General features: G+C 45.8%; 13 protein-coding genes. 3 read left to right on the forward strand and 10 right to left on the reverse strand.

All coding sequences use genetic code 11. The features are described from left to right. Positions 1-23: 23 nt before the first annotated feature. From ACX0G9_RS25425 to ACX0G9_RS25450, 6 genes are all read right to left on the reverse strand, one after another. Complete coding sequence (locus tag ACX0G9_RS25425) at positions 24-2645, reverse strand: alpha/beta hydrolase-fold protein (protein WP_459067785.1); 2622 nt, start codon at positions 2643-2645, stop codon at positions 24-26. Positions 2646-2715: 70 nt separating this feature from the next. After that, on the reverse strand, positions 2716-3759 hold the full coding sequence (locus ACX0G9_RS25430; RefSeq protein ID WP_459067786.1) for a PDDEXK nuclease domain-containing protein: 1044 nt from the start codon (positions 3757-3759) through the stop codon (positions 2716-2718). Positions 3760-3857: 98 nt separating this feature from the next. Beyond that, a complete protein-coding gene (locus ACX0G9_RS25435; RefSeq protein WP_459067787.1) occupies positions 3858-6149 on the reverse strand; it encodes a M1 family metallopeptidase in 2292 nt (763 codons plus the stop codon). A gap of 73 nt (positions 6150-6222) precedes the next feature. After that, the gene (locus tag ACX0G9_RS25440) at positions 6223-7365 is read right to left on the reverse strand and encodes a helix-turn-helix domain-containing protein (RefSeq protein ID WP_459067788.1); all 1143 of its coding nucleotides are present in this window, start codon (positions 7363-7365) and stop codon (positions 6223-6225) included. 96 nt (positions 7366-7461) lie between these two features. Continuing rightward, positions 7462-8376, reverse strand: coding sequence for an EamA family transporter (locus ACX0G9_RS25445; RefSeq protein ID WP_459067789.1), 915 nt, complete (start codon positions 8374-8376; stop codon positions 7462-7464). An 86-nt stretch (positions 8377-8462) separates the two neighbouring features. Beyond that, positions 8463-11174, reverse strand: coding sequence for a T9SS type A sorting domain-containing protein (locus ACX0G9_RS25450; protein ID WP_459067790.1), 2712 nt, complete (start codon positions 11172-11174; stop codon positions 8463-8465). Between the two features lie 81 nt (positions 11175-11255). Here ACX0G9_RS25450 and ACX0G9_RS25455 point away from each other — a divergent pair, with 81 nt between their 5' ends. Then, positions 11256-12110 carry an MOSC domain-containing protein gene (locus tag ACX0G9_RS25455; RefSeq protein ID WP_459067791.1) on the forward strand — a complete coding sequence of 285 codons (855 nt, stop codon included), beginning with the start codon at positions 11256-11258 and terminating at the stop codon, positions 12108-12110. Here ACX0G9_RS25455 and ACX0G9_RS25460 read toward each other — a convergent pair. Continuing rightward, a complete protein-coding gene (locus ACX0G9_RS25460) occupies positions 12035-12472 on the reverse strand; it encodes a DoxX family protein (RefSeq protein ID WP_459067792.1) in 438 nt (145 codons plus the stop codon). The two genes, ACX0G9_RS25455 and ACX0G9_RS25460, sit on opposite strands and share 76 nt — an antisense overlap. 167 nt (positions 12473-12639) lie before the next feature. Between ACX0G9_RS25460 and ACX0G9_RS25465 the strand changes: the two genes are divergently transcribed. Further along, positions 12640-13062, forward strand: a complete 423-nt coding sequence (locus tag ACX0G9_RS25465) for an SRPBCC family protein (protein WP_459067793.1) — start codon at positions 12640-12642, stop codon at positions 13060-13062. A gap of 20 nt (positions 13063-13082) precedes the next feature. Here the strand turns inward: ACX0G9_RS25465 and ACX0G9_RS25470 are convergent, their stop codons facing one another. From ACX0G9_RS25470 to ACX0G9_RS25480, 3 genes are all read right to left on the reverse strand, one after another. Beyond that, positions 13083-13979, reverse strand: coding sequence for a pirin family protein (locus ACX0G9_RS25470; RefSeq protein WP_459067794.1), 897 nt, complete (start codon positions 13977-13979; stop codon positions 13083-13085). Between the two features lie 56 nt (positions 13980-14035). Continuing rightward, entirely contained in the window at positions 14036-14404 is a 369-nt protein-coding gene (locus ACX0G9_RS25475; RefSeq protein WP_459067795.1) for a DUF488 domain-containing protein, read from the reverse strand. 432 nt (positions 14405-14836) lie between these two features. Beyond that, a complete protein-coding gene (locus ACX0G9_RS25480) occupies positions 14837-15124 on the reverse strand; it encodes a hypothetical protein (protein WP_459067796.1) in 288 nt (95 codons plus the stop codon). Positions 15125-15781: 657 nt separating this feature from the next. Here ACX0G9_RS25480 and ACX0G9_RS25485 point away from each other — a divergent pair. Next, positions 15782-16301: carboxypeptidase-like regulatory domain-containing protein (locus ACX0G9_RS25485; protein WP_459067797.1), on the forward strand; the 520-nt coding region annotated here is incomplete at its 3' end.

A 16301-nucleotide genomic window follows, 5' to 3' on the forward strand; every position in this document is an offset into this window, starting at 1 on the left:
GCGGTTTGCTGCCGGCGAAAACCTTAATTCTCTTCCATCTCTGCCTTTGTCAATTTCCAATCATTGTCAAAAAATCCGGCGATTTTCAGACCGCCTCCCCTTTCCCCGGTCTGCAGCATGTCTAAGCCGAATACCATAAAATCCGGGAATCCGCTTGCACCGGCAAAATACTGGTTGGCATTGGCGGCCTCCATACCTTTCAGCCCACTGCCTCCGATAACGGCTACAGAACCGATCGGGGAATTGCGGAGCGGCCATACAAAATAAACACCCAGACTATCTCCTTCCCATACCCGGTCTCCAGCCCGTACCTTATTTCTTTCCACTTGTATTGGGCAGGTTGGCAATAACAGTTTCCAGGAGGCATTGGTGCTGGCATTCCCATACAAAATAACATTCCTGCCCGGATAGGCAGTTTGGGAGTATTCCTTATCGGAGATGATATCAACGGCTCCATTACCGCGGTAATACCAGGTCTCCGCATCATAACGGGCTTTATTGAGACTCCATTGATTCTCTTTTTCGTTACCTATTGTACCATATACAAAGACCATATGGTTGGTAAAAGCATCTTTAAGTGTCCCGTAGCGTTGGGGCCCTTTTTGATCCGCTTCAGGCCTCTTCACTATTTTCCAGGCATCCTGCTCCCGCAAAAGGAAGAGGCTATCTTCTGCGCTCACCGTCGTATACGCCAACTGGCTGAGGTCATCCAACCCGATCTTTATTATAGTTCCGGGGCCGAAATCAGCCAGGGACAGTCTGAGCAGCCGGATATTTTCCGTATTGCCCGTGATCTTTCGCATTTTTAAGTCCCTTGTCAACTGCATACGGCTATAAACCAGGGGATGTACCTGCTGCTGAATGGAGGCCCAATAATAGGAAGCGGAGATTCCCGGGCTGGCTGTCATAAAGTCGATGTGAGTCACCAGGCTGTCGGGTTTGCGGGTATGCCATTTGAAAAAATCGAATAAAGGATCCCAATCGACGCTCTGGTTGCCGTACCAATGTTCTGCACCGGGAACCTCATGATAACTCAAATCGGTATGAAATTCTGCCAAAACCTTTCGCATCTGCCTGGCATATTTTACCGGCACTACTTTATCAGAGTCCCCATGAAGAACATAAACTCCCAGGGGCTTATAGTTGGTCGCCAGTTTGATCACATCGCTCTGGTTGCTTGCACGGAGCAGGATCTGTTCTATCGGCGATTGACTGCTGTCAGGAACGACACCATCATGCGAACCGTAATCTTTTAGGGTCGGATAACCGGAACAGGCACCAATCGCGGCCCATTTCTCCGGGTAAGCAGCGCCCAGGAACCAGGTGCCATGCCCACCCATGGAATGTCCCGTCAGATAAATGCGTTGCGGATCGGGTGCGAACCTTTTTTCCGCCAGCGCCAATACTTCGAGGGCATCCAGCCGTCCCCAATCCTCCCAGTTAAAACCCCGGGGCCGGCGGTTTGTTGCCGCTACCAGGGTACCCCAATCCTTGCTATGGTATGCCCGGGCCTGGCCAATTGCTTCCACTCCTGCTCCATGTACAGATAAGAACAGCGATGCTCCCTGAGCAGCCGGTGATTTCCCGGACACCATTATTTTATTGTCTGGTATTTTATTGCCTGGAGCAGTTCCCGCCGCAAAAACAGTCCCGGGAGGAGCCGCTTCTGTACCAGGATTCATGATCCTGACGGCTTCACCGTTGGTCCCCGGGGCTTGGGCTTGTGGGGTCACCGCATAATACTGAAGACTGCCATCTATCCCGCTTTTGAAGGTCACGCTGTAGGATTCCCCGGTGCCCGCCGCCTCGAGGCTCAGTTTTTTTTCATCCAAAGTTTTATCAGGATCCATTAAAGAGAGCAAACAATCGAAACGCCCCTTGCTGCGTATCCCCGAGCCGTTAAATATAAAGCTGACCTTACGGGTACTCATAGGCAACACAACCGGGATGGCTGTTACCAGGGTCTTTCCCTCCACAAGAGCACTGATCCTGTAGTTTTTTAATGACTTCGATGAAGTATTGACCACGACCACGGCTCCTTGCAGAGAATCGTTTCCGGCGGCTCCTGTTTCGATAACAGGAATGGTAGGATCTTCACAATTTAACTGCACGTCCTTATTCCCAAAGATCAGGCTGGCCGTAACCTGGCCGCCAACACGGATATACAATTCATTTAGCCCCTTTTTTAGGCTGACGGGAATATATAACCAGCCGGAACTATAAGGATCACCGGCATGCGGCACGCCGTTGAAGAATAATCCTCCATCGCCCAGTATATGTAACAATGCAGGTCTTGCCTTGTCGGAGAAATAAGAAAGATAAAGGTAACTGCCCTCAGCCCCAAAACCGGCTCCCCGTCTGCGAAACCTGTTCAGGCTATCGGCGTCCAACTCTTTCCAAAGAATAGGTTTTCCTACGGCATTCAAACCAAATAAACCTCCGTCAACCGGTGTTTTTAAAGAATCCTTGTAAAGCTGCCAGGCAAGCGGATCCTTGTATAAAGCTTCCCGGCCATAGCGTGGTTCGGTAACGGCTATCAGGCCTTTTTTAAAAGGATAGACTTCCTGTGCAAAACCGCATTTGCTTAAAGAAACCAGCCCTGCAAAAAGGCTGAGAACGATCAACTGAAACCTAACACCTCGCATAAAATATATTTTTAATACCATTCATATTTAACAGAATATGTCTGGCACTACAATATATTAATCATCCGGTTCAATTCCTTTTATTCCTTCTTTCTTCCTTAAAAAAATGTAGATTTCTTTTCTCCCTTTCAATTTCCTCGATAAGTTCGGCTTCCGTTGGCAAATAATGCATGTACTTGGTAGCAAATACATTCTGGTTGTCATTTATAACCGAATATTTTACAATAGTCTCACTTTTCTCAGTACACAGTATGATACCTATGGTCGGGCTGTCGCTTTCCGTTTTTTTCAAATCGTCAAACATGCGCCGGTACATATCCATTTGACCGATATCCTGATGACTTAGCTTTCCTGTCTTCAGATCGATCAGCACAAAACATTTAAGAAGATAGTTGTAAAAAACAAGGTCAATAAAAAAATGATCGGTCTCCGTACTTATTCTAAACTGCCGTCCGACAAAAGAAAAACCTTTTCCCAGTTCCAGTAAAAATTGTTGAAGATTTTCTATTAATGCTGATTCAATTTCTATTTCAGTCGCCGAAACAGGTTGAGGCAGATTCAAAAACTCGAAGACAAACGGATCTTTAATAAAACCCTGAGGATTGGATTTATCCAACGCCACCGTCTGCTGCAAAGTTTCCTGCTTAGCCTGAGAGGCTAAAGAGGATTGTGAGGACAATAACCGTTGATAGTAAAAGGTAGATATATTCCGTTCCAAGGTCCGTACACTCCAATTTTGCTCCGCCGCCTCTTTCAGATAATATTGTCGGGCGTCACCTCCTTCAACCCTCATTATCAACCGATTATGACTCCAAGCCAATTTTCTACACAGTGTGTAGAAAATCTCATTCATGGGGTAAATCAGGTAAAACTGCCGGAAATTATACAAACTCGCATAAGAAAACCCCTTCCCGAATTCGGTAGTCAAGGCCTTTGAAAGTTCCTTTAAAATACCTTCTCCATAGGCTGCCCTATTTTCACCATGCTGCTCCTGTTCCACGATCCGTTTCCCTATTTGCCAATAGGCATCGACCATAGCAGTGTTAACAGCAGCATAGGCATTCTTTCTTGCATGGTCCAAAATTCTTTTAACATCATCGATATAATTGTTCATACCCAATAGAAACACGCAAGTGTTTAAATGGAACTAGTCTATGTCTTCTTTTTTTTACGCACAATGAATTTAACAGATTTTGCCGTTGAACACATCCGCTATTCCTTCTTAACCTTAATATAAAAATTATCTGTATCCACTTTAAAGTCTTCTTCTTGCATTCCCGGCAGGCTGATAGTCTGCCAATCGGTTGTCGGATATATAAATGCCCATTCGTTTTTTACAGTGGTTGCCTTTATTCGCATGTTAAATCCAGGGACATCCACGATCCATTTGTAGCGGACGACCAGGATGCCGTCTTCCTGTTTCAGGTTGATGGACAATTCGGGAATGGCCCCGTGACGGAGATACTGATCGAAAAAAGCAGTAAAGTCTTTGCGTGTGGCCTGGTTAATATAACCGGTTATATCTTCGGTCGTCACCGTCTTGTACCTGAAACTATCCTGTATGCCACGGAGGACCCCAAACCATAAAGTATCCTTATCCAGGATGCTTCTTAAGGTATGCAGCATCAGGCAGCCTTTAGGATACATATCCCCCAAATGAAAATCGTTTACGTTATAGGTACCGATTATGGGTTCGGTATTTTCCGGATGCTGATTTCCGAGATAGGCCATGGCTGCGGCTTTCCCGGACAATCTTTCATAAGCCAGCACTTCGCCGTAGGTAGCAAACGCCTCATGGATCCAAAAGTCCGCCATATCTTTACAGGTGACGCTGTTACCCCACCATTCATGTGCCGTCTCATGCCAGGCAGTACGGATCAGATCCTGTAAATCAGTTTTATTACTGTTTACCGGATTGTTGACGGGTCCGATGCTCACTGCCCCCTGGTGCTCCATGGGATAGAGAGATTCCATTAAGGTAAATCCATCCCGTTCAAAAGGGTAGTTGCCAAAATCTTGCTCATATAGAGATAGCAGCGGTTTCACCCGGGCATAGATCTTTTTTGCCTTGTCCAGATTATAGGGCATACAATAATAGTCCAGTGTAAGTGTATCATTTTTGCCGCGGCTATATAGATCGGTGAGGTGAGCATATTTTCCAATGTTGACAACCACATTATAATTGTTAATAGGGTAACTGACATGCCAGTCGAAGCGGGTGGAACTATCCGCAAGCCTGGTCACCTTCCGCAGTCTGCCGTTGGAGATATCCGTAAGACCGGGGGGAACGGTGATGCTTATATCCATACTATCCGGTTTGTCGGAAAGATGATCTTTGCAGGGCCACCAGAGACTTGCCCCCGAGCCCTGACATACGGACTCGATCCAGGGATTGCCATTGCGGTCATAGAACCAAATAAAACCTCCCTTCAAGGTGGTAATGTCAGGGGTTTGCGGTTTTCCGGAATAGGTAATCGTAATCGATTCTTCCTTTCCGGTTTCCACCAGACCGGGAAACTGAATAAATATGGCATTATACTGCCGGGTAAAGGGCAATAGTCTGTCATGAAAGACAATTTTTTCGATAGCCATATTGGCATACAGATCCACTTGTAGTTTATCGAAAGACGCCACGGCACGGAACCGGATCGTAACGCTTCCCTGTATGGATTTTGTCTCCGGCATTACCTTAATATCCAACCCATAGTACAAAACGTCATAACAGGTCCGTAATGAAGTCAACATTCCCCGCAGGGAATCTGCATAGGTAAATTGTTGTCTTTTTGCCCTAAAGTCCGGCGAACTTTCTTTCTCCCCGGTTTCCCTGACCCGGGTAAAATTCACCAGGCCGCTTTCGCGGGTAATTAATTGCCGGATTAATCCCTGTTTATCCCTTTTGAAAACAAACCAAATGGTATAGCCGTCTTTTTTAAAGACTAACTCGTCGCCGGACAGCAGCGATAATTCCATTTTCGCTCCGGCATCGATCTGAGCAGACAGCCGGCCCTCCTCATCTTCTATCGTTATCGACCGGTAAGGGGATTGCGTCATTTTATACAACCCCGCCCATCCGGCAGAATGGGAAAGTCTGTCCTGTTTATTGACAGGATTTTTCCTGATGAATTTCGTCTGCTGGCCGGTATGGTCCTGGTACCAGGTAAACCGGTTTACTTCCTTCAGGCTATCCCTGATAAAGGTCAACGTAGCTGGCGGAGCAACGACCTTAGGTCTGAACTGATCAGTGCCCAGGGGTAACAGTTCTGTTTGACCCTGACCTGCTACTTCCAGGATTAACTGGTCCTTTTCTTTTTTGATCCGGAATGCCTGGGTGGTATCTATCGTCATATGGTAGAGCCCGGTCAGTGGATCAAGGGTATCTTTAGCAGGAATATTTGTTTTGTCCTGGGCGGACAAGCGGGAAAAGGAAGCAAGAATCTGGAAAAGAACCAGGAACAGAACCAGGAAATTCGGGGAAAGGTGCGCAAGCCGGAAATATTTCTTCATCTTTTTTTTTGAGACAAAGTAACGTGGAGTCGCTACCAATGCCTATTCAAATCCGGATTTGAGCAGTATCTTTTCAGGTATTTTTCGACAGGAATTCTTTTGGCGTCTGACCGATTATAGTCTTAAAGGCCCGCTGAAAAGTAGGCAGGGAATTAAAACCGCATTCATAGGCCAGGCCGGCAATGGTCAGCTCCTTTGTTTCGCCTAGCAGCAATCGTTCTTTGATGGCCTGCACCCGGTATTCATTAATGAACTCATTAAAACTTTTGTTCAGGTGTTGGTTGAGAACAGCTGAGAGGGTCTTTGGGGTTGCGCCGGTGTGAGCAGCCAGAGAGGCTACTGTAAGGGCAGGATCCAGGTAAAGCCTGTCGGTTTCCATCGCCGTTTTTAACAAAACGACAAGTCGTTCCAGATCGGATGCAGGCAGGACGGGTTGGTTCCCGGTATTTTTTTTAAAAGGAATTTCCCGTTGCGATACGATATAGCCACGCAATCCCAGCCAATATATCAGAATGGCCAAAGGCACATATACCGGGTACCAATCGAAACGAGTTAAGAGAATGTCGGTATACTTCGGAATGACATAAGGAATGAGATAGATCAGCCATATTCCCTGAAAAATCAGGAACATACGAATAAATTGGCGCAGCCATTTACGGGAATCGGTCTTTTGCCCTCCCGGGTCATCGCCTGTTAAGGGTTGATTCTTTATCTCCCTGGCAGCCATCCACAGGTAACCACTGATGGAAATCCAGCGGGGAATATCAGAATAGACATTATAGGTATCGATGAATAGTCCCCATGGTTGAGGATGATTTGGGAAAATATGGGCGACTACTCCAATTATAAATACTATCGCCGTTAATTGAGGGACAAGGTCGATGATTACGGGGTAAAAATGGAAACGGTCCTTTCGGGTGAGACGAAAATCCGGGATAAGAAATGACTTTACATAAAAATAGAGGAGGGGGCCAACAGGCATAATAATGATCATGGGGAAAAAAGCATCTATTATCCGAAACAGGAAAGTATCGGCCAAACCTGTCTGTGTGCCGTAGAGTTTCAGACTGGCGATGGCGATGAGAAAAAGCAATATCCCCAACAGCCTGTTAGACCTTCTGCTTTTTTTTGAAAAAAACAACAGAATAGCGATAATAACTCCCTGCACAGCACCCAGTAAAATAACCGTTCGCAAAATTGTCGTAATAAACTGCATAAGGTGATGGTTTGTGCCTTTCCTCCATTTGGTCCATTTCCTGCATTACGAATATACCAAATTGTCAACGGCGCAAAAAAAGCAAACATAGGTTAGCTAAACTGCAGCAACCTTTGGTTTCTGCCTCTGTGTCAATAAAAATATCGCGGACAAAATAAACAAACTGCCAAGCCAATCCATATTGCTAAAAGGCACTTTCAGCCAGACGACAGCTATGATGGCTGCCGACAGAGGTTCTGCGGAGGCCAGCAGGCTTGTAACCTGGGGTCCGATCAGTTTAATGGCGGTTAAATAGAAGTAGAAGGCAACGAAGCTGCCCAGCAGGATGATAAAAGCCAGGAACAAAAAAGTATAAAGATCCCACTCGCCATCTGTTTTCCAAGGAGCATGTGTAAAACTTAAGGCCATTCCGCCTATTACCATGGCCCATCCCAGGATGACGGTCGAAGGGTATTTTTTTAAGAGGCGACCGGGCTGGATGCTGTAATAAGCCATGGCCACGGCAGAAGAAAGGCCCCAGAACAGCGCCAATCCGGAAATGGAAAGACTATTGAAACTTCCATGCGTCACCAGCAGAAAAGTCCCTGCAACCGCAAGGATAATGGCCAGGGATTCAAGTGGTACAGGAAATCTTCGATTATGGATGGCCAGATACAGGGCGATCAACACAGGTCCGGAATATTGCAGGACGGTTGCCGTAGCCGCATTGGAATGTTTGATAGCGGCAAAAAAGGTATATTGGACTGCAAGCATACCCAGTATACTGAACAAAAAGAGTTGAATGGCATCCTTTCTGACCTTCCATATACTATTCACTGCCTGGTCTTTCCGCGCTCCGGCGATGGTTAATAAGATAAGACCCGAGATCAGGAGCCTTACGCTAACCAGCCATTCCGTATTGATCCCCCTGTGTTCGAATAAAAACTGTCCGAATGCCCCGGATATACCCCAAAGAGTAGCCGCTCCGATAGCGAGTAAAAAGCCTTTCCATCTATTCTTTTGTCCTTTCATAAAGGTACTTTCTCAGCCGTAAAGGTATAGATCATTAGGCAAATGCTACGGAACAACGGTCAATGGTAAAGTATAGTCTATTGATCCTATTGAGTTTTCTTCAGAAGAGTGACCTGGCCGATCCTTCTTTTACGGGTATTGTCATAAATTTCCAGCCAATAAATGCCGGAAGACAGGTCAAAGGATGGTAAAGAGGCCCTGGTCTGGCCCTTGATCTGTAGTGTCCGGACCGCCATCCCCAGATTATTATGCAGGGTAAGCGCGTATGATTTTGAGGAGCTCAAACCGGTGACAAAAATAAACTGGCCGATCGGATTGGGAAAGGCTACAATAGCTGTATTGGGGAAATCGATATCCGTGACCGCCGTAACGGCATTTTTAATAATGGTAACGCTGTCGGTTGCCGTTAAGAAATTGGCGCAGGGATCGGTGATTTGCATTTTTACATAAATGATATTGGTACCGGCAGTAAGGTCGCTTATAAGGATGGTGATAACGCTGTCTGAGGAGGGGGTCTGAATCGGCGTATCAAAATTCCTGTCTTTTGAGAAAACATACCTGATATTTACACCCGCGCCGGAAATAAGACTGGCCGATACTTCTACAGGCCCGCTTTGCGGCGTGACGGTGGTTGGATTGGCCGTGAGTTTTACGGAGGCCTTACCATCGCAAACTACGGGTGGTGTAACGGACCCGTACGTATAGATATAATTGCCGATGTCCCTGGAACCTTTGAATTGCCCTCCTGCGTAAATAATCCCCCTGGCGTCACGGTTAAGATAACCAATCGTGTTCTGATGCCAGAACATCGGCCCTGTACTGATAGCGGACCAGGCCTGGCCATCCCATTTGCCCAGATAGGTCGCCGAATTTTGCATCAGACTTCCGGATGAATAAAGGTTACCGGCATTGTCAAAAACAAGACCTGTAATGGAACCATCTGCTCCAAGCGCACCAGCTCCTGTTCCCAGTTCATTCCAGGAATTTCCATCCCATTTGGCTACATAGGCATGCCCATTATTGTCTGCAAAGCCGCCTCCGGCGTATAAATTTCCGGCAGTATCCAGTACCATAGCCTGAACCCACGTATTGGCATTCATTTGATGCGGCCCTGTTCCACCGATTCTGGTCACTGTATTTCCAGTGATCTTCAATACATTGTATCCGCTATTGGTGAAGTCGTAATTTGCCGCATAAATGGTGCCTGTTGTATCAACGATAAAATAATAAACTTCGGCAGATGCAAAGGCCTGCCAAACCGCTCCATCCCATTTCGCCATATTCAGGTAATTACCGTTCTGTGTGAAGGAACCGGATATATAGACATTCCCTTTTTTATCGGTAGCGATATGATTGATGGAGTTGATCGTCAGTTGTCCTGCGGAAGAAGGCAGCATGGTCCAGCCGCTGCCATTCCATTTGGCAACTCCGTCCGCCGCAACGAAAGTTCCAAAGGCATAGACATTACCGGAACTATCCGCCGCCAGCCCGGAGATATACGCATAGCCCCCCGGTATAGTGTTAGATAATGGTTTCCAGGAAAGGCCATCCCAATGTTCCACAATGGGGTTTCCTCCGGCATCTTTATCTCCCAGTACGACAAAGACATGCCCTGCGGTATCAACGGTTACGGCCTGCATGGGGTTGGCCTGAAGGGGGAATTTGGTTCCACCAAGACCCGGTTCGGACCAACCGGAACCGGAAAGTTCAGCCACATAATGATCTCCATTGATATCTGTAAAATCGCCGGCTGCATAAATATTTCCAGCCGGATCCGGTGAAAGAGAAGTAATATAATTATTCACCGGCCACAGGGGTGAAGTACCCGTTACTTCGGACCATCCGGACCCCGACCACTGTGCAAGGTAATAGCTTCCGCTGGCATTGGTGAATCGCCCGCCCGCATTTAGCCGGCCCGCTGCATCGATGATGATCGAATTGATCGTAGCGTTCGCTTTTAGCGCGGAACTTCCTGTGCCTACCGGAGTCCAGGCGCTGCCATCCCATTTGGCCACATACTGCTGGCCTGATGGATCGGTGAAATCACCGGCAGCGAAAATATTTCCTGCCGCATCGATGGTCAGGGTATTGATATAACTATTGGCGTTTAATGCGCCTGCTCCATTACCCACGATACTCCAGTCGCTTCCGTTCCATTTCGCCACATAATACCGGCCGTTGGCATCGGTAAAATGGCCGGTCACATAGATATTCCCCGATGGATCGGGCAGAATGGAATAGATCAGGCCATTGGCATTGAGTGCATGTGTTCCGGTGCCTAACTGGGTCCAGGAATGCCCGTCCCATTTGGAGATATAATATTTACCAGATCCGTCGCTTAGTTCCCCGCCCGCATAGACATTACCCAGCTTGTCCGTAGCCAGGGAAAAGAGCTGACCGGTCGCTTGCAGACCCGCAGCACCTGTGCCCAGTTCCGACCAGGTGCTTCCGTCCCATTTCGCTACATAATAATTACCCGATGCATTAGTAAAGGCCCCGCCGGCATATAAATTACCCATTGAATCCAGGGCAAGGGTGTAGAGGGAATTTCCGGCATTCAGCGCCCCTCCTCCCGCTCCCAGCTCTTTCCAGGCCCCATTGATAAGAGTGGCCACAATATTGTTTGAATTTTTATTGGTAAAAAGTCCTGCAGCATAGACCTGACCGGTTTTACCGGCGATCGTGGAAAAGATGGTATTATTAAGCAGATTGTCAGGCGGATTGAGCTCTGTCCATGTTTGACTGTACAAAGTGCAACCGCAAAATAGTAGGGCAAGGCTGAAAATAAGGGACTTCATGGCAAGGGGTATTTGTTAAAGATAGTAATTTTACCAGCACAGGAAGTATCACGTTAGTATAAATTTCAATACATTGCCCTTATGCGTTTCATTAGTGAATTATATGTGTACCCCATCAAATCCCTTGGGGGAATATCCGTCCGGCAGGCTTCGCTTACTGACCGCGGATTTAAACATGACCGCAGATGGATGCTGGTGGATGAAAACAACCGTTTTCTTTCGCAGCGTGAACTTCCCGAAATGGCTCTTTTACAGGTGAGTATAACTGATAAGGGGCTGACCGTACTGCATAAAAACAAGACGCATACCCCGTTACTGATCCCTTTCGGGGCGCCGGGGGAAAACAGCAATTCTGATGAAAACTCCGGAGAAGAAGCTCAACAGTCAGACACCTGCATCGTAAATGTCTGGGATGACTCCTGCCAGGCGCAATGGGTGAATAGAAAGGCTGATGAATGGTTCTCAGATATGCTCTCATTCAACTGCAGATTGGCCTATATGCCTGAATCGAGTCATCGTCTGGTGGACGACAGGTATGCCCATAATAAGGAAATCACCAGTTTTGCGGATGGTTATCCCCTTCTGTTGATCGGGCAGTCATCGCTGGATGAGCTTAACGGCAGGCTCTCCACGCCACTTCACATGAACCGCTTCCGACCCAATATCGTATTTACCGGAGGGGCTCCTTATGAGGAAGATACCATGGAACATTTTCAAATTGCCGGCGTCTCTTTTTTTGGCGTAAAACGTTGTGCCCGCTGTACGATCACTACCATTGACCAGGTTACAGCCGCTAAAGGAAAGGAACCATTGAAAACGCTAAGCGGATACCGGAATACAGAGAATAAAATACATTTCGGTCAAAACCTTTTATTCCGGGGGGAGGGAGTAATTTCGGTCGGGGATGAATTGTCTTTCCCTACCAGCCTATTATAATAGACATAGGAAACGGTCAAAAACCCCAAAAAAATCAGCGGATCGATTATAAAAAAGAAGCCATCTCCAACCGAAAAATGGGCAAAACTGGCAGAAATTAAGACGATGGCAAACCCAGCATAAGCGAATCCTTTTATTTTGGCCGGAATAGCTGGTATCAATAACGCAAAAATCCCCAAAACTTTGGCGGTCGTAAGTTCAATTCTCATATAGTCAGGTAATTTCAAATGGACGAAAGGCCCTTCCGTTTTGTACATCGCCGGTCCCAACGGAACTTTAAGATTAAAGTTGATCGCACTATATACCATGACGGCACATACTATTCCTGTGGTCGTCCAATAGATTGCCTTTTGTTTTTTCATTTTATCAGGTAAGACAAATAAGACTTCTTTCTTGTGACAAGCCCCATGAGATTATAGTCGCAAATCACCCTTCAGATTGTCGTTTTTACCCATCATGGCTGCGGAAAATTCATCCTAAGTTTGTACCATCAACAACAAATAAAAAATAACCATTTAAAAACACCAAAATGAGCACACCAGTAAAAGAAAGAATCACCATTGAAACCACCGTAAATGCACCGGTAGAAAAAACCTGGAGCCTCTTTAATTCTCCCGAACACGTTATTAAGTGGAATTCTGCTATCCCCGAATGGCATACCCCAAGGGCAGAGAACGACCTGCGCACAGGAGGAAAATTCCTTTTTCGTATGGAAGCCAGGGACGGAAGTATGGGTTTTGACTTTGGAGGTGTTTATGACCGAGTCGACCTATACAACCAAATCGATTATACGCTTGGAGATGGTAGAAAAGTAAACATCACCTTTACGAAAGATGGAGGCAAAACCGGGATTTCCGAAACCTTCGATCCTGAATCCGAGAATCCCATAGAGATGCAGAGAGGTGGCTGGCAGTCTATCCTTGATAATTTCAAAAAGTATGCTGAGCAATAGATCTGAAACTCCTGGGCTGCCTATTTTGTTTGTTTTACATGCGGGCTGTCCGGTGGAAGGGGGATGAACCCGTGTTCTCCCGGGATAGTGGGAAACTTCTGTTCTTTCCAATCGTTCTTGGCCTTTTCTATCCGTTCCAGATCGCTGGCTACAAAATTCCAGTAGATATGCCTGGATTCGGGAAAGGGTTCTCCTCCGAAAATATAGATCGTCGTTCCGGCATTTATGATGAAATCACAAAGACAGCTATCTTTGGCTACCAGGATACGACGCGGTTCATAGGTATTGCCTTCGCTCTCTATGCTTCCTGCGAGAATATACAGGCCTGTTTCTCCAAAAAGCCCCTTCCCTACTCGGAGAGTTTGCCGGGTTTCTGATCTGATCTCCAAAAAGAATAAAGGACTATATACGGGAACCGGTGATTTTTTTCCCAGGGCTTCTCCGGCAATTAATTTGTATTCCACTCCATCTTCCGTCCAGATGGGCAGCTCCTCTTTGGAGGCGTGGAAAAAACCAGGGTCCATATCTTCCTTGTCTTTTGGCAAGGCCACCCAAATTTGCAGGCCGTGCAAATCCTTGTTCAGACCACGGAGATAGTCCGGAGTTCTTTCAGAATGGACAATCCCTTTGCCAGCCGTCATCCAGTTTACTTCTCCGGGCTTGATCTCTATGGTGGTTCCCAGTGCATCCTTGTGCAGAATATTTCCTTCTAAAAGATAGGTAAGGGTCGATAAGCCGATATGGGGATGTGGCCCGATGTCCATATTATGATGATCGTCCATGCTAACCGGCCCCATATGGTCGATGAATATAAACGGACCTACCATGCGTTTGCCACGAAAAGGCAACAGACGGCCGACCATAAAATTACCAATATCGGCAGGACGTTCTTCTATGATGAGACTGATGTTGGACATGTTTCTTATTTTTCTCCTGCAGCCTGAATTATGCGCAGGGCACAGATTTTTTTTATCTACTTCTTGTGAAAACGTTTGTCTAAAAAATCCTTTAAAACCAGGGCATGGGTGTGCTGCTCATCCTTTGCCCCATATACCAGGGTAATAATGCGTTTATCCTCATGATTTTCCAGGAAGCCATTGATTGCTTCGCCGTTCTTTTCCAGTTCTGTTTTATATTTATGCTGAAAAGCCGACCATTTTTCGGGATCGTGCCCAAACCATTTTCTTAATTCAGTTGTAGGAGCAAGATCTTTGACCCATTCCTGAAAATCTGCGGTAGCCTTTTCCACGCCGCGCGGCCATAGGCGATCAACCAGGACGCGGAAACCATCACTATCTTCAGGCTTTTCGTAAGCTCTTTTTATTTTTATGACGGGTATCATATGTTAAATATACAGCCTATTCAATTAATAAGGCTGCTATTCCCTGGGCATACCACCTGGCCATATAATCATTTGGATGCAGGGCATTGGAAATACACCACACATTCCGAATCCAAGGATTTGCACGAGGGCCAATTGTCCGACTTTTATCCGTTGCGCAAATTCGCCATTTCCGCTGCCCAGTCTTACCGCAGCATTTCCTTTGTAAATAGTATCATGTATTAGTCTTACATCAATTTTTAAGGTCGGCCAATTAAATTGCTCCGCACTTGAACCGCAAGTCAGGAATAAAGGTAATAAAAAAACGAGGTCGTCTCCCTGTTAAAAGAAACGGCCTCGTCTGAGTTACTGATTCCAGTTGGTTTAGCCGGACACTTGGATTTTAAAAATAAGGATAAGGCTGATGGTCGGCTGTGGTTATGGTATTCAGAACTATATTTCGGGATTCGATTTTTTCTCTTTGTTAATTAAATATTCATTAAGGGCAAGTTTCAGCATTTCGGATTCCTCCACCTGGCAAAAATTGGCTATGATAAAAAGTTCATGAAGTGTAAAATCTTCTACGCTATTCATCAGTTCGGTAAACCGGTCTACCTTCTTACCCAGATCTGTGGCTACGATAGTTTTTGGAATATACTTAAAAATGTCATTAAAGGATTTAATACTTCCCTGAACAATCATAATCTTGATAAGGTCATAACGTGGATCTCTGTGTGCCATAATAATCAAAGAAAACTTTTATTCCAATAAAAAATGAGGAACATGCCAATTACTCCTTTAAAAAATCCCAACTATTCCTTTTTTTAATCCCTGATCATCCTTTTCTACATCCATATTTATCCTTTTCCCCCACCGGGTATGTCCTTTTCCACATACGGGTACATCATTTTCCACCTCCGGGTATATCATTTTTCACATACTCACTTTACTTTTTCCTGCCCCCGGTTTCTCCTTTTTTAAGTCCCACTAATACTAATTCATGATCACAGTAGTGCTATTTGGCAATCACATTCGTTAACACATTTGTGAAAACAAAAATACTAAATATTTTAGTTTTATTAACTAATTATTTTAGTTATGGTGGTAACTTTTTAAATTTAAGAATGAACTCCTTGATATGTAAAAACGGTGAATGAAATAAATATTCTGATAATCAATCCATTAACAACTCCTGCTGCTAACGCTATTGTGGAAAACCTGAAGTTGGGGATAAGTAAAAAAATAGGTAATCAGATTGCCTTATTCCCCTATAGCTGGTGGGGCCGGAACCGGAAGGCCAAAAGATAATTTTTTCCGTTTGCGTAACTCAAATTCCTGATCCGGTATTTATATCCGGCTGTCCGGTCGCAGATTTGCATCTTCAAAAAAGACAAACGTATGAACCATAAGATCAACCAGGCTAAATCCGCCTTTTGCCTTTTAAGTTGGCTTTTTTTACTGCCCGCTACTTCCCTCCAGGTTTCGGCCCATACCGGATGGTTTTCAATCCATACCGGATGGGATTCTGCTCATATCGGAGAGAAAGATAAAAAGAACGGACATATATCGGGTAAAGTAACCACCAATGACGGAAAGGCGGCCGCCTCCGTTTCTGTTACCGTTAAAAATACCACCAAGGCAACTCTGACAGAAGAAAACGGAAGTTTTCTAATTAATGGAATGAAACCAGGAACCTATCAACTGGAAGTTTCCCTGATAGGTTATGCAAACGCCCTTCAAACCGTTACGGTGGAAGAAGGTAAAACGATCAGGGTCGATATCGTCCTTCAATTATCCGGTCAGCAATTAGAGGAAGTGACCATTAAATCCGGAGGAAGACCCTATAATACCAGGCAGATCTCTCCTACCCTCCGTCTGAACGAGTCGCTGCTGGTAGCCCCACAGAATATCCAGGTCA

The sequence above is a fragment of the Flavitalea flava genome (assembly GCF_054461575.1).